The 21,347-nt window shown below is 31.7% G+C and carries 21 protein-coding genes and 1 pseudogene; 6 read left to right on the top strand and 16 right to left on the bottom strand.

Annotated features, from left to right (window positions below; genetic code table 11):
- Positions 1-114: 114 nt before the first annotated feature.
- The 10 genes and pseudogenes from ACQY1Q_RS10255 to ACQY1Q_RS10210 form a co-directional block, all read right to left on the bottom strand.
- The gene (locus ACQY1Q_RS10255; RefSeq protein ID WP_431005219.1) at positions 115-402 is read right to left on the bottom strand and encodes a hypothetical protein; all 288 of its coding nucleotides are present in this window, start codon (positions 400-402) and stop codon (positions 115-117) included.
- A 54-nt stretch (positions 403-456) separates the two neighbouring features.
- The gene (locus ACQY1Q_RS10250; RefSeq protein WP_431005218.1) at positions 457-1,215 is read right to left on the bottom strand and encodes a tetratricopeptide repeat protein; all 759 of its coding nucleotides are present in this window, start codon (positions 1,213-1,215) and stop codon (positions 457-459) included.
- Positions 1,215-2,984, bottom strand: coding sequence for a BatD family protein (locus ACQY1Q_RS10245; RefSeq protein WP_431005217.1), 1,770 nt, complete (start codon positions 2,982-2,984; stop codon positions 1,215-1,217). Before ACQY1Q_RS10245 ends, ACQY1Q_RS10250 begins: the two co-directional genes overlap by 1 nt.
- 93 nt (positions 2,985-3,077) lie before the next feature.
- On the bottom strand, positions 3,078-3,935 hold the full coding sequence (locus ACQY1Q_RS10240) for a tetratricopeptide repeat protein (protein ID WP_431005216.1): 858 nt from the start codon (positions 3,933-3,935) through the stop codon (positions 3,078-3,080).
- Positions 3,916-4,959, bottom strand: coding sequence for a vWA domain-containing protein (locus tag ACQY1Q_RS10235; protein WP_431005215.1), 1,044 nt, complete (start codon positions 4,957-4,959; stop codon positions 3,916-3,918). Before ACQY1Q_RS10235 ends, ACQY1Q_RS10240 begins: the two co-directional genes overlap by 20 nt.
- Before the next feature lie 14 nt (positions 4,960-4,973).
- Positions 4,974-5,978, bottom strand: a complete 1,005-nt coding sequence (locus tag ACQY1Q_RS10230; protein WP_431005214.1) for a vWA domain-containing protein — start codon at positions 5,976-5,978, stop codon at positions 4,974-4,976.
- 169 nt (positions 5,979-6,147) lie between these two features.
- A pseudogene (locus tag ACQY1Q_RS10225) lies at positions 6,148-7,056 on the bottom strand (BatD family protein); the annotation flags it as partial.
- 25 nt (positions 7,057-7,081) lie between these two features.
- Complete coding sequence (locus ACQY1Q_RS10220; RefSeq protein WP_431005213.1) at positions 7,082-7,951, bottom strand: DUF58 domain-containing protein; 870 nt, start codon at positions 7,949-7,951, stop codon at positions 7,082-7,084.
- 3 nt (positions 7,952-7,954) lie between these two features.
- Positions 7,955-8,284: a hypothetical protein gene (locus tag ACQY1Q_RS10215; protein ID WP_431005212.1), complete on the bottom strand. Its 330-nt coding sequence runs from the start codon at positions 8,282-8,284 to the stop codon at positions 7,955-7,957.
- 88 nt (positions 8,285-8,372) lie between these two features.
- Entirely contained in the window at positions 8,373-9,362 is a 990-nt protein-coding gene (locus ACQY1Q_RS10210) for an AAA family ATPase (RefSeq protein WP_431005211.1), read from the bottom strand.
- Between the two features lie 226 nt (positions 9,363-9,588).
- Here ACQY1Q_RS10210 and ACQY1Q_RS10205 point away from each other — a divergent pair, with 226 nt between their 5' ends.
- Complete coding sequence (locus tag ACQY1Q_RS10205) at positions 9,589-12,300, top strand: TonB-dependent receptor (RefSeq protein ID WP_431005210.1); 2,712 nt, start codon at positions 9,589-9,591, stop codon at positions 12,298-12,300.
- Between the two features lie 173 nt (positions 12,301-12,473).
- Positions 12,474-12,869: a hypothetical protein gene (locus tag ACQY1Q_RS10200; RefSeq protein ID WP_431005209.1), complete on the top strand. Its 396-nt coding sequence runs from the start codon at positions 12,474-12,476 to the stop codon at positions 12,867-12,869.
- Between the two features lie 136 nt (positions 12,870-13,005).
- Here ACQY1Q_RS10200 and ACQY1Q_RS10195 read toward each other — a convergent pair whose 3' ends face one another.
- Positions 13,006-13,761 carry a UDP-2,3-diacylglucosamine diphosphatase gene (locus ACQY1Q_RS10195; protein WP_431005265.1) on the bottom strand — a complete coding sequence of 252 codons (756 nt, stop codon included), beginning with the start codon at positions 13,759-13,761 and terminating at the stop codon, positions 13,006-13,008.
- Positions 13,762-13,864: 103 nt separating this feature from the next.
- On the opposite strand from ACQY1Q_RS10195, the gene ACQY1Q_RS10190 reads away from it, so the two are divergent.
- On the top strand, positions 13,865-14,311 hold the full coding sequence (locus tag ACQY1Q_RS10190; protein ID WP_431005208.1) for a nucleoside deaminase: 447 nt from the start codon (positions 13,865-13,867) through the stop codon (positions 14,309-14,311).
- Here ACQY1Q_RS10190 and ACQY1Q_RS10185 read toward each other — a convergent pair.
- Together ACQY1Q_RS10185 and ACQY1Q_RS10180 are read right to left on the bottom strand one after the other, a co-directional pair.
- Positions 14,308-14,793, bottom strand: a complete 486-nt coding sequence (locus tag ACQY1Q_RS10185) for a methylated-DNA--[protein]-cysteine S-methyltransferase (protein WP_431005264.1) — start codon at positions 14,791-14,793, stop codon at positions 14,308-14,310. The genes ACQY1Q_RS10190 and ACQY1Q_RS10185 overlap by 4 nt on opposite strands.
- 1 nt (position 14,794) lies before the next feature.
- Entirely contained in the window at positions 14,795-15,559 is a 765-nt protein-coding gene (locus tag ACQY1Q_RS10180; RefSeq protein ID WP_431005207.1) for a TatD family hydrolase, read from the bottom strand.
- A 45-nt stretch (positions 15,560-15,604) separates the two neighbouring features.
- On the opposite strand from ACQY1Q_RS10180, the gene ACQY1Q_RS10175 reads away from it, so the two are divergent.
- The gene (locus tag ACQY1Q_RS10175) at positions 15,605-16,078 is read left to right on the top strand and encodes a retropepsin-like aspartic protease (protein WP_431005206.1); all 474 of its coding nucleotides are present in this window, start codon (positions 15,605-15,607) and stop codon (positions 16,076-16,078) included.
- Positions 16,079-16,092: 14 nt separating this feature from the next.
- Here the strand turns inward: ACQY1Q_RS10175 and ACQY1Q_RS10170 are convergent, their stop codons facing one another.
- Entirely contained in the window at positions 16,093-16,551 is a 459-nt protein-coding gene (locus ACQY1Q_RS10170) for an Lrp/AsnC family transcriptional regulator (RefSeq protein WP_431005205.1), read from the bottom strand.
- A gap of 165 nt (positions 16,552-16,716) precedes the next feature.
- Between ACQY1Q_RS10170 and ACQY1Q_RS10165 the strand changes: the two genes are divergently transcribed.
- Entirely contained in the window at positions 16,717-17,931 is a 1,215-nt protein-coding gene (locus tag ACQY1Q_RS10165) for an aminotransferase class I/II-fold pyridoxal phosphate-dependent enzyme (RefSeq protein ID WP_431005204.1), read from the top strand.
- A 49-nt stretch (positions 17,932-17,980) separates the two neighbouring features.
- Here the strand turns inward: ACQY1Q_RS10165 and ACQY1Q_RS10160 are convergent, their stop codons facing one another.
- Positions 17,981-19,003, bottom strand: a complete 1,023-nt coding sequence (locus ACQY1Q_RS10160) for a metal-dependent hydrolase (RefSeq protein WP_431005203.1) — start codon at positions 19,001-19,003, stop codon at positions 17,981-17,983.
- 80 nt (positions 19,004-19,083) lie between these two features.
- Here ACQY1Q_RS10160 and nhaC point away from each other — a divergent pair, with 80 nt between their 5' ends.
- Positions 19,084-20,568, top strand: coding sequence for a Na+/H+ antiporter NhaC (gene nhaC, locus ACQY1Q_RS10155; RefSeq protein ID WP_431005202.1), 1,485 nt, complete (start codon positions 19,084-19,086; stop codon positions 20,566-20,568).
- 11 nt (positions 20,569-20,579) lie between these two features.
- On the opposite strand, the gene ACQY1Q_RS10150 is transcribed toward nhaC, so the two are convergent.
- Positions 20,580-21,284: a YggS family pyridoxal phosphate-dependent enzyme gene (locus tag ACQY1Q_RS10150; protein WP_431005263.1), complete on the bottom strand. Its 705-nt coding sequence runs from the start codon at positions 21,282-21,284 to the stop codon at positions 20,580-20,582.
- Positions 21,285-21,347 lie beyond the last annotated feature (63 nt).

Here is a 21,347-nt window from a genome sequence, read left to right as displayed (position 1 = left end):
GACCTGACGTGTTTTGACTTAGAAGAATAGTTTTATGAATACTTAAATAGACTGAGAATAATTTATATGTTCACAGTTTTTGAGGAGTAAGTTTCAATGTAAAAAGTCAAAAAATTACAGTAATTCAGGAGGTGGACACTCTTGTTTTTTATCTATAGAAGTATAAACCTTAAGTAAATAAGGTAATTTTTTTTGATTGGTTTTGTGTTGATAGGAATACACAACGTCATTAGCACACAGAAATTTAATTTCTACTTTGTTAATGGCTTCATCTGTATCTTTTTCGGCATCTATTGACAGAGAGGTTTCGCATTTTTCTTCGCATAAACTAACATAGGTAGGTAAGGCTACCGTTATGACCATTAAGGTAATAAAGAAATATGCTAGTATATATTTACTCATGTCTTTCAACCGATTAATATACAACAATAAGTTTAATTGTTAGCTAACTAGCAATTAAAAATTCTGAATTACTTGTATAGTATTGGTTTCTAGCCAGCCTATTTTACCGTCGATAAGTTTTATTTTTTTCCAGTTGTCAACAGTATCTAAAACAAGCACTTTAGTACCTTCATGTAAGGTAAAAACTTCGTCTGAATTTGTTGTAGGAGCATTTTTAACATTTACCTCAGTGGCAAAAACAATAGCTTCTTTTTTATTTGTAGCGCTATTGTATTGTTGGTATGCAACAACTAAGGTGAAAATTAAGGCTAAAAAACTAAAGATGCTGGTTACAAAAAACACTCTTTTTTTGGTAGAGTTAAACGATAAATAAAAGGCAAGAAAAAGAATACTACCTAATATAGAAAAGCCAACAGCAAGGTATCCCCAGGTGTTATAGTGTAGTTTTTCCAGGAAATTAGTATTTAACTTTTGAAATAATGTTTTTGGTAAGCCTTCAATTCTATCAAGCGTCAATTTCTGAGCAATAATTAAGTTATTTTTAGCGTCTTCATTTAAAGGGTTTAAAATGAGTGCTTTTTCATAATTATAGATGCTCGGAGCAACTTTGTTTAGTTTGTAATAAGCATTTCCTAAATTATAGTATAGCTCAGAAGAAACCTCTTTAGTATTTTCAATTTGTTTATATAGGGTTATCGCTTCTTCGTACTTTCCTTCTTTATATAAATTATTAGCATCTGCAAATAATGCATCAGCGTTTTGTGCAGATACAATGTTTGAAATGAATACTAAAAGTAAAATTATATTTCTCATTATAACTGTTTATCTAGTTGGGTAATTACTTGTTTAGCTTTTTCAAACTCTTGATTCATTTGTACATTATCTATAGGAGTATAACGAGCAAAATCACAATCGTTTAAAACATCTATAAAATGCTGAATTGTACTGGTGTCAACATTTTTGCCTTGTAGTAACGATGATATTTTTTCTCTGCTAATATCAGAGGTTTCTACTTTTAATTTAGCTTTAAGATAGTTGTGTAAAGCTCTTTCTAAGGCTTCGTAAAAAGCTTCTTTGTTTCCTAATTGCTTTGAGGCTTCAGATAAGTATTTTTTTGCTAATCTGTCGGCAGTACGCTGTTTATTACCAACAATATCTCTATCTCTTTCTTCTTTTTTCTTGTTAAGAAGAATTACTATTGGAATGGTAATTATAGGTAAGAGTAATAAAACATAAAACAACGTTGATTTAAAAAAATCTGAATTACTAAAAGGTTGTAAGTCTGTAGTTGTTTGAATATATCTGAAGTTAGATCCTATAACTTTTACATCTTGTTTTACTACCGCGTTATTATCTGTTGTGGTAGCTAATTCTTTTCCTTCCAATACATCAACATACAAGTCATCAGAAGTAATGGTTTGATATACTTCATCTTTCGGATCGAAATAAGAGAAACTTACTGAAGGGATTTTATATTTTCCTTTGTATTGAGGTACTACTGTATAATTATTACTAATTGAACCATTAAGTCCGTTTGAAGTAATGGAAACATCTTCTTTTCTTTCCGGTTGGTATACTTCAAGTTCTTTAGGCGTTTCTATTTTTGGTAACTCAAATAGTTTTAGGTTTCCGTTTCCTTTAACTGTTAATTGAATTTGAGAAGACTCATTTGCTTTTAAAATTTCTTTACTTAAAGATACATCAAATGAAAATTGACCAACAGCACCATTAAAGTTCTCCGGTTTGTTAAGTGTAGGCAGGCTTTTAACGGCTACAGTTTTTTTGGTGGAAGAAAACTCTTTACGAACCTGACGCGTAATTACATTTCCAAAAAAGTCGGCTCTACCGGTAGGTACGGCTACAACAATATCCATTTTCATAGGGTCAATAGTAAGATTCCCCGATTTTGTTGGAATTAAAAGCGCTTTGTGTAAAACTGCATACCTGTATTTTTCACCATTGTAGGTTCCTTCTTTAACAGGAGTTCCGTTTCTTTTTACTTCCTGATTCCAAAAACCATTGTATTGAGGAGATTCTGTAATAGCATTGTCATAAATACCTACATTTTCACTAAAGTATAGGCGGTATTCTACATAAATTCCTTCACCTACATAAGGCGTTGTTTTTGATATTTCAGCAACTAAATGGATGTTTTGAGATGCTATATAATCAGGATCATTGGGGTTTTGAGGAACATCAACAGCATCAATAACAATAATTTTTAAGGTGTTAGATTGTACAGTTTCCCCATCAATTTCAATAGAAGCCGGAGGTAAATTAAATTCTCCTTTATTTTTAGGTTGTAAAATGTAAGTGTATGACTGTGAGAAAGTCATTTTACCATTAATCCATGATTGACTTACAGATTGACTTGGCCCGCCAACAATTTTAAAATTGGTGAAATTAGGCGCTTTAAAATTATCAGCCCCCTGTTTATCTATTGTGTATTGAATTCTAAAGCGTTGGTTAACTCCTAATTTGTTTTTGCTAACACTAGCCACTAATTTACCCTCTTGTGCATTTACTGTAAAAGCAAAAATTGTAATAAAGAGTACTATGTATAATGCTAACTTTTTATTCATTTTTAACATGCTTAAAAATAATATTTAACTATTTTATACCAAGCTATTCATAACCATCATATTCTTTGGTTATACCTAGCTTTGTGTTAAAATTTACCAGTCTTTTTCTTGTTGTACTTTTCTTCCTTTTGATTTTTGTACGTTCATTTTCTTTTGTGTCTTTTTCTCTTCATTATTTAAACTCTCTAACAACTGTTGCATTTGCTCAGGTGTCATTTTACCCGGTTGAGGTTTTTGTTGCTGAGGTTTATCTTGATTCTCTTTTTTATCTTGATTTTGTTTGTTTTGATCCTGATCGTTCTTAGGATCTTTATTTTGATCTTGTTTGTCTTTATCGTCTCCTTCTTTCTTATCCTTATTCTGATCGTTTTCTTTGTTTTGGTCGTCTTGATCCTTTTTATCTTGCTTGTCTTTCTGATTTTGATCTTTTTTATTTTGATCCTGATCGTTTTTCTGGTTTTGCTGCTCCTTTTTTAATTCCTTTTGTGCAACGGCTAAATTATAGCGGGTTTCGTCATCATTCGGATTGTTTCTTAGAGCGTTTTTGTACGAATCTACGGCTTGCTGATATTGTTTTTGCTCCATCATAGCATTCCCAATATTATGGAACGCTTCTGCTTTAGAAACTTTATTTTTATCGGTTTTAGCAGCTAACTCATATTGAGCAACAGCTTCTTTATAATTTTTATTTTGGTATAAAGCATTACCGTAGTTATAACTGGCTTTTTCGTACTTACCGTTTTTACCTAAAGCTTTACGATAGGCTATAGAAGCATCGTCAAACTTTTGTTTGTCATAAAGCTTATTCCCTTCACGTAATAAAGCTCTGGCTTCTCTTTGTAATTGTAGTGTGTCTTGTTGAGCCCTAACATTTATAGAGGTAACTATAAATAGTAAACTGAACATTATTTTAATACAATTTTCCACTCTTTTAGTTGTTTGCTTCTTCATTAAATAAATCAATTTTCTTCAACCATTTTGTTTTTCTGTCAAACAAGAATATATCAAGTACTAAGAATAATAATCCTATGGCTAAAGGCCATTGAAATTGGTCTTGATAATCTGAAAACTGTTTGGTTTCAAACTCACTTTTTTGAGCATTTCCTATAATCTTGGCAATAGCTTCAACGGGAACTTCCGTCTTATTACCGTCAATATAAATTCCGTTACCTATTTCAGCAATATCTTGTAAAATGGAAGTTTTTCTTTGGGTAATTACGGTTTCTCCATTTCTATCCTTTTTATAACCAATAAGTGAGCCATTTAGTTTTATAGGAATTGGCCCTCCTTTTTCTGTACCAACTCCAATAGTATAAACTTTTACACCTTCATTAGCTATATTCTGGGCTATTTGCTTGGTATCCTCCTGATGATCTTCACCGTCAGAAATGATAACTAAAAAACGATTTGTTTGCTCGTCATTATTATAATAAGTTCTAGCTAAATTTAGGGCTTCATTTATAGCTGTTCCCTGGCTTGAAACCATATCAGGATTAGCGTTTTGTAAAAACATATTACCGGCAGCATGATCGGTAGTAATTGGTAATAGCGGATAGGCGTTTCCGGCATATATAATAATTCCAACTCTATCGCTTCCTAATTTATCTATTATTTTAGAAATAATTTGTTTTGATTTTTCAAGTCGATTGGGCGCTATATCTTCAGCCAGCATACTTCTTGAAACGTCCAAAGCAAAAACAATATCTACCCCTTCTCTTTTTACCGTTTTTAATTTTGTTCCCATTTTAGGATTTACTAATGAAAGTATTAAAAAGGAAAGCCCTAGTAAAAAGAATACTAATTTTAAAACAGATTTAAAGGTAGAGGTATTAGGTGCTAATTTTGCCAGTAATTCCGGTGAAGCAAATTTCTTTTGCGTTCTTTTTTTCCACCAAAAAACCAATAAATAAACAACAATTATTATTGGAATAACTGTAAAAAAGGTAAAATATATTGGTTCTTCTATCTTGTACATAATTAAGAATGTAATTATATAAAACTTTTAAATATTGTATTTTTTAATATAAACTCAAGCAATAAAAATATACCTGCTATAAATACACATAAACGGTATTTTTCTGTGTAGTTGTAATATTTAAATTCTTCAATTTTAGTTTTTTCAAGTTTGTCTATTTCGTCATAAATAGCTTTCAACTTGGTATTATCCGTGGCTCTGAAATATTTTCCTTCAGTTTCTTTGGCAATATGTTTTAATAAATCTTCATCTATTTCAACTTGCTGATTTCTAAATGAAATTTGTCCGGTTCTTGGGTCTTTAGCCCAAGGAAAAGGAGCCATTCCATTGGTTCCTATACCAATAGTATATACTTTTATGTTGTTGCCTTTTGCTAATTCTGTGGCTGTTTTTGGATCTACAAACCCTGCATTATTTACACCATCCGTTAATAAAATAATAACTTTACTTTTTGCCTTACTTTCTTTTAGCCTGTTTACCGCAGAACCTAATCCCATACCAATTGCGGTACCACCTTCTAACTGCCCCCATTTTATTTCAGAAATGGTTCTTTTTACAATAGATTTATCACTTGTAATAGGTGTTTGTGTAAAACTTTCGCCGGCATAAACAACAATACCAATTCTATCATTAGGACGTTTGTTGATAAACTCTGTGGCTACTCTTTTTAAAGCTTCCAGTCTATTAGGTTTAAGGTCTTTAGCCAGCATACTTGCCGAAACGTCAATAGCCATTACTATATCAATACCTCTATTCGTTTTTGTTTTTTTACTAATAGATACATTTCTAGGTCTAGCTAAACCAATAATGATAAAAGCTAAAGCTAAAAGTCTAAAAATATAGAGTAAAGGTTTTAGCTTGGATACAAATGATTTTTTAACCAAAAAGGCGTGAGTACTAGCCATGGTTAGTTGAGCACTATCTTTTTTACTGGTTAAAAAATTCCATATGGCCAATAAAGGAATTAACAACAGCAGCCATAGAAATTCTGGATTATGGAATTCAAAATTATTGAACATTTTCTACTGGTTGTTTTAAAGGTTTATACATTGATATAGCTTTAGATATTCCTAAAGAGATTAAAGCAACAACGGCAATAATAGCTACGATTACTATAATTTTTGTTAGTGTTTTAGGTTGTTTAACTTCAGGTTTTTGTACAATAGTTACAGGGGTACTGTAACTAGTTTCTGTATTTTCTTCAGCAATTACAGGTTTTATATGATTTACAATATATTCTGCAATTTTTCTATCGGATTCAATTTCAATTGCTAAGGGTTTAGATTTAGCAAACTTAACTAAGTCTGATTGTTGTAAAAGCTTTTGTAATTTATCGATGGTTTCTTTATCTGTAACAATAGATTTTGAATCACTAAAGTCCGTTAAAATAGAAACAAGTTCATTAGTGGTTTGCTCTAAAGCAGGAATGTTAAGTTCTCTTTCTATATAATTTCTAATAATATCAGTAAGTTCACTATAATATGCTTTAACCTTATTGTTTTGCCATAATAACTTTTCATCAAGAAGCTTTAAATTTAATAGAGCTTCCTGGTACGGAGCTAATTTAGGAATAGCAGTTTCCGAAGTACTCTTGTCGGTTCTCTTTAAAGCAAAGTATAACGTTGTAATTACAATTAATAAAATAGCAAGTCCCCAATAAATATATGCTTTGAAATCATCAAACTGATATGGTTCACCTTTGATTCCTTTAATAGGAAACTTTTTTATTTTGGTAGTGTCAATAGGAACTGTTGCAACATTGACTAATAAACTATCTGTTAAATAGGCTTGATTTCGAATATATATCTGTTGTCTTGGAATGTAAAAAGCTCCACTATCAAACCCGGTAAGAACATATTTTTTGATAAGTCTGTTGTTAATAGTGTCTATTTTTAATGAATCAACCACTTCTAAACCTTTTAAGTTGTCTAGTTTTGGAATAATTACATTTTCTGTTTCATTAACAGTAATTTTATAGTTAAACTGTTCACCTATACGTATGCTGGTCGTATCAATTTCAGCCTTTACTAAAGGAGTTTGAGCATAGCCAGTAATTACTGTGAACAAGAATAATATGTAGAGTAATTTTTGTTTCATTTTAATAAACATCGTTTCTTGGCAATTATCCTTTTTGTTTAAAATATCCCAGCAGTTTTTTTACGTAACTTTCATCAACTCGAGTATTGATAACACCGGCACCGCTTTTTCTAAAAGTAGTTTTGAAATAACCTTCTAAACGAAGCGCATTTGTTTTGTACTGTTTTCTTACAGAAGAAGAACCGGTGTTAACTAAATGAACTTCTCCGGTTTCAGAATCAAGCATAGGTACCATTCCTAGATTGGGTATTTCTTGGTCATATTTGTCATAAACTCTAATACCGGTAACATCGTGTTTGTTTCCTGCAATTTTAAGGGTGTGTTCATAGCTTTTTTCATCCATAAAATCAGAAAGAATAAAAACAATTGCTTTTTTCTTTAATACATTAGATAGAAATTTTAAAGCTTCATTTACACTTGTTCTTTTACTTTTAGGTTCAAATTCTATAAGCTCACGAATAATTCGTAATACATGACTTTTTCCTTTTTTAGGAGGAATAAATAATTCAATTTGATCTGAAAATAAAATAAGTCCTACTTTATCATTGTTTTGAATAGCAGAAAAAGCTAGAGTAGCTGCAATTTCAGTAATGGTGTCTTTTTTAAACTGTTGGTTTGTTCCAAAGAATTCAGAACCGGAAATATCAACTACAAGCATCATAGTAAGCTCACGTTCTTCTTCAAAAACCTTTACAAAAGGTTCGTTATACCGAGCTGTAACATTCCAGTCAATAGCACGTATATCATCACCGTACTGGTATTGTCGAACTTCAGAAAAAGTCATTCCTCGTCCTTTAAAAGTAGAATGATATTCTCCGCCAAATATGTGGTTGGACAGCCTACGTGTCTTAATCTCTATTTTACGAACTTTCTTTAATAATTCCTTTGTGTCCATTAACTAGCTTAACCAATTTTCAGGAAGAGGAGGTAACTCTATTTCTGTCAATTCATGCGACTTTTCTATAGAAAATAAAGGAGCCTCTTTTACTGATATGTTAACATTGTTTTTTTGGGCTATTTCTTTTACTACATCACTAATACTCTTTTTTTGACCTAATACTAAACTGTTCATAATTACATTTGATTCAGTTTGTAAGTCAAAACAATCTACATAGTAGGTAGGAGTATTGTCTTTGTAAATAATAGCTTCTGTTCTTTTTTTCTTAGGTAACTCTAAAATTTGTTTTGTTCCTGTTAATGTTTTGTACGTTGTTAATTTGTATGTCATCTCTAACTAGATTAATTTAAGGGGGGTAAAATTTTCTTTCTTTGGTAGAGTATGGTTAGAACTTATCTATAATAGTTAGTTTGGGTTTTTATGGGACTTGAACTTCGTTAATTATTGAATTAATAATATCAATTGATGAAATGTTTTCAGCCTCCGCTTCATAAGTAATACCTATTCTGTGTCGTAAAACATCATATACAACTGCTCTTACATCCTCAGGAATTACATAACCTCTTCTTTTAATAAAAGCATAGCATTTAGCTGCTTTAGCTAAGGCGATACTACCACGAGGTGATGAACCAAAGCTAATTAAAGGTTGTAATTTTTCTAAATTGTAATTTTCAGGGTAACGAGTAGCAAAGATGATATCTAGAATATATTTTTCAATTTTTTCATCCATATATACTTCACTAACCGAATTACGAGCTTTAATTATCTGTTCAATAGAAACTACCGCATTAACTTTTCCAAAACTACTGTTTAAGTTTTGACGAAGAATAAGTTGTTCATCTTGTATTTTTGGATAGTCAATAACTGTTTTTAACATAAAACGGTCAACTTGTGCTTCCGGTAAAGGATAAGTACCTTCTTGTTCAACAGGGTTTTGTGTTGCCATTACCAAAAAAGGCTCGTCAAGTTTAAACGTTTCATCACCAATTGTAATTTGTCGTTCTTGCATAGCTTCAAGCAAGGCAGATTGTACTTTGGCTGGAGCTCTGTTAATCTCATCAGCTAATACAAAATTGGCAAAAATAGGACCTTTTTTAATAGAGAAATCGTTTTCTTTTACATTGTAAATCATCGTACCTACAACATCAGCAGGTAATAAATCCGGAGTAAACTGAATACGACTAAAGCTTCCTTGTACCGCTTTAGAAAGTGTGTTGATAGCTAATGTTTTTGCTAAACCGGGAACACCTTCTAGTAAAATATGCCCGTTACCTAAAAGACCAATAAGCAATCGTTCAATCATGTATTTTTGACCCACAATTACTTTGTTCATTTCGGTAGTTAATAAATCAACAAAAGCACTTTCTTGCTCTATTTTTTCATTGATTGCTCTTACATCTACATCCATATGTAATTTGAATTATGTTAGCTTTTTGTTTAACAAAGCTACAATATTAACACTTTAAGATTTGTTAAAGTATGGTTAAACCTAAAAAAGTGATCTCAATTATGAAAAAAATAAAATTTTATGATTTTCAAAGAGTATGTAATTAAATTTTATATCTTTTACTATTGATTTACTAATGGTATTAATAAAGTAATTTTTGAACACTTTTATTAAATAATTATTAATTATGAAGCAAATAACCAAACTAATTACAGCTTTCACTTTAATGTGTTTTACGTTTACCGTAGGACAAACAATAAAGGGGAAAGTAACAGATGAAAAAGGAGAGCCCATTCCTTTTGTGAATGTTGTAGAACGTGGAACATCAAACGGGGTGAATACAGATGATAACGGGGAGTTTAGTATTAATTTGAAAAAAATACCCGCCACATTAGTGTTTTCATCTTTAGGTTTTAAGACCATTGAAAGAGAAGCAAGTTCTTCAGCAAATTTAACGATTGTTATGAAGGAAGATAGCGGAGTTTTAGATGAAGTAGTATTAACAGGAAACCGATCTAAGCCAAGAACAATTTTAGATTCAGCTGTGCCAATTGATAACGTTGGGGTTAGAGAATTACAGGCAACAGGGCAAACAAATATAGATCAAATGCTAACTTATACTGTACCTTCTTATAACTCTACAAACCAGACTATTTCAGATGCAACAGCACATTTTGATCCGGCAGATTTAAGAGGATTAGGGCCAAGTAGAACTTTGGTGTTAATTAACGGAAAAAGAAAAAACCAAAGTGCTTTGGTTTATGTAAACGATACTCCGGGTAAAGGTGAGGTAGGTACTGATATGAAAAGTATACCAACTGCCGCTATTGAAAGAGTTGAGATTTTACGTGACGGAGCATCTGCACAATATGGATCAGATGCGGTTGCCGGTGTTGTTAACATTATTCTAAAAAAGAATATTGATTTTACACAAGTGAATCTTAATTCAGGAGTAACTTCAAGAGGAGATGGTTTTAATGCAGATGCAGATGTAAATCATACATTGACTTTTGGAAGTGGTGGATTTTTAAATGCAACATTAGGGTTAAGCTATCAAGATTATACCAATAGAGCAGGGAAGCCTGGAAAAGATGGCTTATTTGGTTTATTATATAGTATTGGAGCAATACCAATTGGAGCTGCTGATGGATACTTAGCAACGGATGGAGTTGTAGCAACAGGAGATGACATATTAAATGGGAATACCGATTGGTTGAGAAATAATCCTGGATTAGGGATGATTGTTGGACAGCCAGAAATGAAAAAAGGCGATGTATATCTAAATGGAGAATTCCCTTTAAATGATAATACGAAATTATATGCATTTGGAGGTTTCAACCTAAGAAAAGGGAAAAGTTTTGCTTTATATAGAGTTCCTTATTGGCCTGGTGTGCCGGGGCAAAATTCACCCGAAAAGAACCCTTTTTTTGATGGTAATGGACAATATCAAGGTTTTCAGCCTACTTTTGAAACAAATATAAAAGATTTTTTATTTACAGCCGGAGGTGAGTTTAAATTAGGAGAGTTTAATGCTGATTTAAGCGGTACATACGGAAGTAATGCTGTAGATTATACTATTGGAAACACAGTAAATCCAAGTTTAGGAGCCAATAGCCCTACTAGTTTTAATGCAGGAGCTTATGCTTTTAGTAATATCATTGGAAATTTTGATGTGAATAGAAGTTTTGGTGAGGTAAGTGTTGGTGTAGGAGTTGAAGCACGCCAAGAACGCTTTGAAGTTACTGCAGGTCAGGAAGAATCTTATGTTGATGGAGGTGCGCAATCATTCCCGGGATTACAACCTAGTAATGCCTTAGATGAAACAAGAACTAACGTGGGAGTTTATGGAACGATTGACTGGGATGTTTCTAGTAAGTTTTTAATTGGCGGAGCTATTCGTTATGAAAATTACTCTGATTTTGGTGGAAATACTTCATGGAAAATAAATTCAAGATATAAAATTGGAGAAGCAGGAGTGTTAAGAGCCTCTTATAGTACAGGATTTAGAGCACCTTCTTTACATCAGGTGTATTTAAGTAATGTACAAACACTTGTTTCAGGAGGAACTATTTCTAATCAAGGAACTTTTAATAATGTAAGTCAGGTTATTAAGGATTTAGGTGTTGCACCTTTATTTGCAGAAACATCTAAAAATATTTCAGCAGGAATAACTGTAAAGGCATCTAACGATTTCACTATTTCATTAGATTATTACAATGTAAGAGTAGATGACAGGGTTTTGTTTAGTGGAGAAATTACTGGTGAAGATGATAACGGAAATCCAAATGCTACGGTTCAGCAAATTTTAAATGATAATAGTGTAACAAGTATCAAGTTTTTTATCAACGCAGTAAACACGATTACTCAGGGATTTGATTATACTATGCGTTATAAAAATATTGATTTTGCTTCTGGAAAATTAGGACTTAACTTGGCATTAAACGTAAACAAAACAGTATTAGATGGTGAAGTTAAAACGCCTACTAATTTAGCCGGATATAAAGACAAGATTTTCAATAGAAAAGAGCAATCAAGAATTACTAGTGCCAGACCTAATATGAAGTTTTTATTTGGAGCAGATTATAAGATTGGGAATTTTTCAGCTAATATAAACAACACGTATTTTGGAGAAGTAACTTGGCAACACGCTGCAGATCCTAACAAAGATCAAACCTTTACGGGTAAGATTGTAACAGATTTATCCGTTGGATATGATTTTACTAAATCTATTTCTTTCAGAGCACAGGTGAACAATTTATTTGATGTTTTCCCGGACGAAATTGATCCTAAAGGTGATCCTGTAACAAACTTAGGAGGTAGATTTAGATATCCTTGGGAAGTTAATCAGTTTGGGTTTAACGGAACTTCTTTTAAAGCAGGACTAACATTTAAGTTTTAAAACTATCGTAAATATTTTAAAAAGCACTCTTTTATAGAGTGCTTTTTTGTTAAGGCAGATAAATGACCAGAGATATAACTCGAATAATAACTGATAACCTCCGAATAATAACTGAAAAATAATATGAGTTAATCCCTTAATATATTCGTTGTTGTAATGTTAAAAATTAAAATATGTTAGGATCAATTATTGCAATTATCGGAGGGGTTTTAGCTGCAACTCCTGCTATTATTGCTAAAAAGCCCAATGCTAAAGATTTATTAGATAAACTAACCCCATACCAAGGATGGATTGGAGTTGTGTTAGCTTTTTGGGGAGTTTGGGGAATTGTTCAATCTGTATTAAACCTTACTTCATTCAATACAGGTTGGCTTATTTTTTTAGGAGTTGCTGCTGTTGAATTTATAGTAGGCTTTATTTTGGGGTATGGTTTAATTTCTAAATACCTATTAGAAAAGAATGAAGTAGCAAAAGAAAAAGGGCAAATTTTACGATTAAAATTATTAAAGTATCAAATACCAGCCGGATTTATTCTTGCTGTGTTAGGAGTATTGTCTATTGTTTTGTAAAAGGAGTTATAGTAACTATTTAAGAAAATACGGGAGAAATTAGCCTTCAATATATAGAAAGAAAAAGAAAGTTAGCTTTAACTAAAGCTTAGCTAAATGACGTTAACTTTTCCTTTGATTTTAAGGGAAAAGTTAACTATTTATATTCTTTTAAATGAAGAGTTTCTTTATCAAAAATACCAAAGGTGTAGTAGTTAATCCAATCGCCTAAATTAATGTAGTTACTGTTGTCAGAAAGTTTAATATCTAATGGTAAATGCCTATGTCCAAACACAAAATAATCATAATGTTTAGCCTCTAGTTTTCTTTTACAATATTGAACAAGCCATTCATTATCTTCTCCTAAAAATTTAGCATCCTTGTCTCCTGAAATAAGTTTGTTTTTCACAGACATATATTGTCCTAGCCGAACCCCTAAATCAGGATGTAACCACTTAAACATCCATTTAAATAAAGGAAAGGTAAAAACTTTTTTCATGCGCTTGTACCCTTTATCATGAGGTCCTAAACCATCTCCGTGACCAATTAAGAATAGTTTTGTGTTAAGTTTGAATTCTTGAGGTTTATGAAAAACAGGAATGGAAAGTTCTTTTTCAAAATAATCTTTCATCCATAAATCATGATTTCCAACAAAAAAGTAAATAGGAATACCGGAGTCTCTTAGCTCAGCTAATTTGCCTAAAACACGCACAAAGCCTTTCGGAACAACGGTAGAATATTCAAACCAAAAATCAAATAAATCTCCTAGTAAAAAAATGGCTTCAGCGTCATCTTTTATATGATTGAGCCAGTTCACAAACTTTTGTTCTCGAGGAAAACTAGCTTCTGGTGTAGGAGCTCCTAAATGTTGGTCTGAAGCAAAATATACCTTTTTATGTTCAGAAATGTTAATTGAAATCAAACCTAAAATTTTGACAAAAATAAATAATTTGAGCAGAGTTCGCTCACTTAATTTTTGGTTACTTTTGTAATAGATCAATTCCAAAGTTAGTTTAATGAACCCTTTTGATGATGTTTATTTTATGAAAAAAGCTTTGCAAGAAGCTCAAACAGCTTTTGATAAAGGAGAAGTTCCTGTAGGAGCAGTTATTGTTTATAAAAGTCAAATAATTGCCAGGGCTCATAATTTAACAGAAACCTTAAATGATGTAACCGCGCATGCCGAAATGCAGGCATTCACAGCAGCAGCTGATTTTTTAGGAGGAAAGTATTTAAAAGATTGCGTTTTATACGTAACATTAGAGCCTTGTCAGATGTGTGCAGGGGCAAGTTATTGGGCGCAAATAGCTAAAATAGTATATGGTGCCAAAGAACCTAAATTAGGCTTTAGTGTTTTAAATACTAGAATACATCCTAAAACACAAGTAATATCAGGTGTTTTAGAAGAAGAATGTAGTTTTTTATTGAAGAAGTTTTTTATAGAAAAACGAAACTTGAATTAAAATAGCGTTTGTTGTTTGCTTTCACTTTCATGTTCCAATAACCATTTTTTACGCCAAACACCTCCTGCATAACCGGTAAGTGATCCGTCTGATCCAATTACTCTATGGCAAGGAATAAGTATCCAAACAGGATTTTTACCATTGGCAGAAGCAACTGCTCTAATGGCTTTAACATCACCTATTTTTTTTGTTTGTTCTAAGTACGTTCTGGTTTTTCCAAAAGGAATATTTAGTAATTCATCCCAAACTTTTTGTTGAAATTCGGTCCCCTGCGGATTGAGTTGAACAGAAAACTCTTTTCGTATTCCTTTAAAGTATTCATCCAATTGATGTATGCATTCTTGAAGAGGTTTGGCTACATCTTGAGTTGAATTAGCAGGTATTTCAAAATCACTGTCTAAAACAGAAACTGTTTGAACACCATGCATATCACCAGTAATTTGAGCAATACCAATGGGCGTTTTGTAATACGTTGTTTGTATATCAGACACCAAAAACTTCTTTTGAATTTTGAGTTGTAATTTCGGAAATTTCTTGGAAAGATTTTCCATAAATATCCACTAATTTATCAACTACATTGGTAATATAGCTGCTTTCATTGCGTTTGCCTCTGTATGGCGTTGGAGCTAAATAAGGAGCATCCGTTTCTAGAACAATGTGTTTGCTGTCTATTTGATTTAAAAAGGTGTCTATTTTACCGTTTTTAAAAGTAACAACACCACCAATACCCAATTTCATATTGTAAGAAATAGCTTTTTTCGCCTGTTCTAAAGTACCGCTAAAACAATGGAAAATACCAAATAGTTCGTTTCCTTTTTCTTCTTCTAAAATTTCAAAAATTTCATCAAAAGCTTCCCTACAATGAATTACAATAGGTAGTTTTTTTTCTTTAGCCCATTTTATTTGTGTTCTAAAGGCATCTTGTTGTTGTTGTAAAAAGGTTTTATCCCAATATAAATCGATACCAATTTCACCGATGGCATAAAAATTACGTTTATCTAACCATTCTTTTACCAATGCAAGTTCTTCCAAATAGTTTTCGTTAACAGAGGTTGGATGCAAACCCATCATCAGAAAAATATCCTCAGGAAAGTTTTTTTCTAAATCAAGCATTCTATCAGTATAAGAGCTGTCAATAGCCGGGATAAAAAAGCGAGAAACTCCTGCCTCTTTAGCTCTGTTAATCATTTCCTTTCTGTCTTCATCAAACTGTTCAGAATATAAATGCGTATGCGTATCGGTAATCATTTATTAATAATTGAGTTGTATCTTTGCGAGACAAAAGTACGAGAAATGGCAAGTTTGAAAAAAGTATTAAAGAAAAAGAAATACATTAAAATAAAATTGAAAAAAATAGAAACTAATCATCTTGAGTTAAAAGCTGAGATTAATGGTGTTGAAGGACGTTTTATTTTAGATACCGGTGCCTCTAATTCATGCGTAGGGTTGGATTTAAAAGAGTATTTTAAACTTATTTCAGAAGAAAGTGATATAAAGGCGGCTGGTGCAGGGGCAACTAATATGGAAACACAAAAATCTGAAAATAACTGGTTGAAAATAGGGAAATGGAAAACACATAAATGTGATTTAGTATTGTTTGATTTATTACATGTTAATTCGGCATTAACTCAACAAAATGCTAAAGAAGTACATGGAATAATAGGTGCTGATATTTTAGAAAAAGGAAAAGCTTTTATAGACTATAGTAAAAGATGCTTGTATTTAAAAAAGCCTAAAAAGAAAAAAGTAATAAAACTTCCGTTTTAAAAATAGATAAAGAATTATAAATCTATTGCAGTAGTATTTTTTACTTCACCTATGGTAAAAACACTATGTGTACTACCAATATGTTTCAAACCTGTTATTTTATTTACCATAAACTCTCGGTAAGAGTCCATGTCTTTAATGTAAATTTTTAATACGTAATCATACTCGCCACTTACATGAAAACATTCAATAACCTCTTTTAAATCGTTAATTTCTTTTTCAAAATCAGCAATAAATTCTTTTGTATGTTTTTCAAGTCTTATATGGCAAAATACAAGTAAAGATTTGTCTATTTTACTTTTGTCAATTAAAGCTACATATTGAGTAATAATACCTTCTTTTTCAAGTTTTCGTATACGTTCATAAACCGCAGTTACAGATAAATTCAGTTTAAGAGATAAACTTTTAGTAGTTTGTTTGCTGTCTTTTTGTATAAGAGTAAGCAACTTTTTATCTATACTATCTAACTTCATGTGAAAAAAAATCTAAGAATTATTAAAAAAGCACTTGTTTTTTTAAGAGTTTTATTGAATTTGTTTTTAAAAATAGAAAAATTATCTATATAAATAGTAAAGTATTGATTTTTTATCAAAATAAAAGGTATTTAGTAGTCAAATAAACAGTTAAATTAGCTTATTATGGAATTTAAACCGGCAAACAATATTCAAGATTTGCAATATTTTGGTGAATTTGGAGGAGTTAACCCGTCTATATCCGATTCTTCTACATATACCTTTTTAAAGGCAAAAACTATGTTTGATACTTTTGAAGGAAATACAGACGGATGTTATTTATACTCTCGTCATACTTCACCTTCAAATCTATATTTAGGAGAAGCACTGGCAGCAATGGAAGGTACAGAAACAGCCAATGTTACAGCTTCAGGTATGGGAGCCATTACACCAACCATTTTGCAAATATGCGGAGCCGGTGATCATATTGTATCGAGTAGAACCATTTACGGAGGTACGTATGCTTTTCTTAAAAACTTCACTCCTAGGTTAAATATTGAAACGTCTTTTGTAGACATAACTAAAATAGATTTGGTTGAAGCTGCTATCAATAGGAATACCAAAATGATTTATTGTGAAAGTGTAAGCAACCCATTATTAGAGGTAGCAGATATAAAAGCACTTTCGCAGTTGGCTAAAAAACACAATTTAAAATTGGTTGTTGATAATACGTTTTCACCGTTATCAATATCACCTGCTCAATTAGGGGCAGATGTTGTAATACATAGTTTAACGAAGTTTATTAATGGAAGTTCAGATACGATGGGAGGTGTAGTGTGCGGAACTTCAGAATTTGTAAATTCACTGAAAAGTGTAATTGACGGAGCTAGTATGTTATTGGGAGCCTCAATGGATTCTTTACGTTCTGCTTCCATCTTAAAAAATATGAGAACACTTCATATTCGTATGAAACAGCATAGTAAAAATGCAATGTATTTAGCTGAAAAACTTGAAAATGACGGGGTAAAAACAGTGTATCCAGGATTACAATCGCATCCTTCACATGAAGTGTTTAAGTCAATGATGAATAATGAATATGGATTTGGAGGGATGTTAACAATTGATGCCGGATCTTTAGAAAAAGCAAATGAGTTAATGGAATTGATGCAGGAAAGAAATATAGGTTATTTAGCAGTAAGCTTAGGATTTTATAAAACTTTATTTTCAGCGCCCGGAACTTCTACTTCTTCTGAAATACCTTTAGATGAGCAAAAAGAAATGGGATTGTCGGATGGATTAATTCGTTTTTCTATTGGTTTAGATAATGATATTGAACGTACCTATCATATGATGAAAGAATGTATGTTAGAAGTAGGAGTATTACAAATGGCTTCTGTATAACATATTTTTATGAATAAGTGAAATAAACCCAGCTTTAAAGCTGGGTTTATTATTTTCCTGAAAGTCTGTTTAAAAAAGGCTTCATACTTTTTGTAGAAGGCATTTTTCCGGAAAAAGGAAGAATGTCCCATCTGTTTTCTTTTTGAACCAATTGAAACCTGAATACAGATGAATTTATATCTTTTGGATCTAATAACGGATAACGTAAATCTACATATTGTATGGTATCATTGGCATTGTTAGCAACCAAATTGTAGTAATTATTACTAAACCAGGCTAAGGTTTTTATATCTTGATTATTTTTATCGATAAGTTGATGGTTTTTAGGGATTGTTAAAATAGTGTCCAATTCACTTTTAGAATCTAATAATGAATAAAAACCTACTTTATAAGTATCTTTTGTTTCTGCTATACCATACCATAAAATAGTATTCATAATAGTTGGTTGAACTGAAAACCGATCAAATGAAATATTAGCATTTCTAAATGATTTTTTAAAAATACGATCCATGTATAGCTTATTACCTAAAGTAAACAACATATATATGGAACTACAATAAAAGCCTATTTTAACCCACTTAATTCTACGAGGATTTTTTCTGTTATAAAACATGGCTATGAGCAAGCATAAAAGAAAAGGCAGGGTGTATAAAGGATCTACAACTGAAATATTATTAAATGCTACTCTGTAATTTGAAAAAGGTAAAAATAACTGTGTACCATAAGGCGTAAAACAATCGAGTAAAGGATGAGTTAAAATGGATAAAAAATAGAGCCAAACCCAATTTTGTAGCGTTGTAGAATCTTTCCGTTTTCTGCGATTATAGAGTTTAAAGGTTAACCATCCAAAGAGAAAACAACCTAATAAGGCAAAAACTATTGAATGCATAAAACCACGATGAAATGCCATGGCGTCAATTTCATTACTATATAACCACTTACCAATAAAAACATCTAAATCCGGAATGGTTCCTCCTATTGCACCAAAAAGCATAGCTTTATTTCCTATTTTTTTACCAAGAGCAACTTCTCCGCAAGCCGCACCTAAAACTATTTGAGTTAAAGAATCCATAGAAAGCAAATGTACTAAACTGATTGAATTTGTGTAATTCTTTTCAAAATCGTAACATTACACTTCCAAAAAACTAAATAATGCAAGACGAAAAAAATTTAAGCGAAATTAAAATTGAAGACCAGAAAATTATAGAAAACAAAGAACTGAGCATTTGGGAAGCTTTAATTCCTGTTTTAGCGTTAATTGTAATGTTAGCTTATAATGTGTTTGTTTTTGGAGATGATGCATTAAGTGGAAGTAATCAATTTATATTGTTACTAGGTGGAGCTGTAGCAGCAATTGTAGGATTTAGAAATAAGGTTTCTTATGAAAGAATGATGGAGGAAGTTGCTGAGAATATTAAATCTACTGCCGGAGCTATTTTAATTTTGTTAATGGTAGGTTCCTTAGCAGGAACATGGCTAATTAGCGGAATTATTCCTTCAATGATTTATTACGGATTGCAAATATTAAATCCAACCATATTTTTAGTAGCTTGTTTAATTATTTGTGCCGTTATTTCTGTAGCAACAGGTAGTTCATGGACTACATCGGCTACTGTAGGTATTGCATTAATAGGAATTGGAGATGCTTTAGGAATTTCATTAGGAATGACAGCAGGTGCTGTTTTGTCTGGAGCATATTTTGGAGATAAAATGTCTCCAATGTCCGATACAACCAATTTAGCACCGGCAATGGCAGGTACAGATTTGTTTACGCATATTCGTTACATGGCTTATACTACTATACCAACTTTCGCTATTACCATTATATTTTTCTTAGTTTTAGGTTTTACACAAACAGCCACAGGTAAGGCAGATACTCAGGCCATGTTGACAGATATAAACAAGGCATTTAATGTTAGCCCTTGGTTGTTTTTAGTTCCGGTATTAGTTATTGCACTTATTGTTAAAAAAACACCACCATTAATTGCGTTGTTGGCAGGTACTATTTTTGGAGGAATTTTTGCTTTAATTTTTCAACCACATGTAGTTGCACAAATAGCCGAAGTTAAAACTTTAGACTTTGGATCAGCGTATAAAGGTGTTATGAAAGCAATTACGGTAGAAACTTCTGTGCCTACTGATAATGAAGTGTTAAAAGATTTGTTTACTGCCGGAGGAATGAAAAAAATGTTAGGAACGGTATGGTTAATCTTATTAGCAATGGTTTTTGGAGGCGTAATGGATGCTATTGGAGCCTTGGCTAGAATTAGTAGCTTTATGTTAAGTCTGTTTGATTCAGTTTTTGGATTATTTGCAAGTACAGTAGCAACATGTATTGGATTAAACTTTACGGCTTCAGATCAGTACTTAGCCATTGTAGTTCCCGGAAAAATGTATGCCCAAGCGTATAGAGATAAAGGCTTAGCACCGGAGAATTTAAGTAGAACTTTGGAAGATTCTGGTACGGTTACTTCTGTATTAATTCCATGGAATACCTGTGGAGCTTACCATTCTGGGGTATTAGGAGTGCCTGTAATTGATTATGCATTTTTTGCCATATTTAACTGGTTAAGTCCTTTCATGACTTTGTTGTTCGCAGCTTTCAGAATTAAAATAAAACAATTATCAAATAAATAGAAGCATTGCTTCTATTTATTTTCATTCCAGTAATAACTGTCCGGATAAGCTCTTTTACCAAAAATAGCTGTTCCTACCCGTATTATTGTAGCACCTTCTTCAATTGCTATTTCTAAATCTCCACTCATACCCATCGATAATTCATTCATTTCAATATTTGGAATGTTTGTGGTGATAATTTCTTGTTGAAGTTGTTTTAAACGAATAAAACAGTCTCTGATTTTTTCTTTTTCAGAACTAAATAAACCAATAGTCATTAATCCTTTTATATTAATTCTGTCAAAATCAGATAGTTGTTTAGAAAATTCAATTGCTTTTTTAGGAGAAATACCAAATTTGCTATCTTCTGCTGAAGTGTTAACTTGTATAAAAGCGTTAATTGTCTTATTCTCTAAAGTTAATCTTTTTTGGAGTTTTTCAGCTAAACTCAAACGATCTAATGACTGAATGCATGAAACATTGTACGTTAGAATTTCTTTTATTTTGTTACTTTGTAAATGACCAATAAAATGTTTTTGATGATAAATAGCGGCTAAGCCCTCATACTTTTGTTTTATCTCTTGAATCTTATTTTCTCCTATAAGAGTAACTCCTTGGTTAATTGCTATTTTTATTCTTTCAACATCAACAGTTTTGGTGGCTAATAATAGTTGTACTTCATGCTCTGATCTATTGGCAAGATAGCAAGCCTTTTTTATACGTCTTAAGTTAGCAATTGTTTAAATTTAGTAATAAAAACCAGAAAGAAAAAGCGTAGAGTAAGGTTATGATATACGTTG

Origin of the sequence: Tenacibaculum sp. TC6, from assembly GCF_050606265.1 — a bacterium.
Taxonomy (GTDB): Bacteria; Bacteroidota; Bacteroidia; order Flavobacteriales; family Flavobacteriaceae; genus Polaribacter.
Note: the sequence above shows the minus strand (reverse complement) of the source record. Positions and strands in the feature narration are given on the sequence as shown.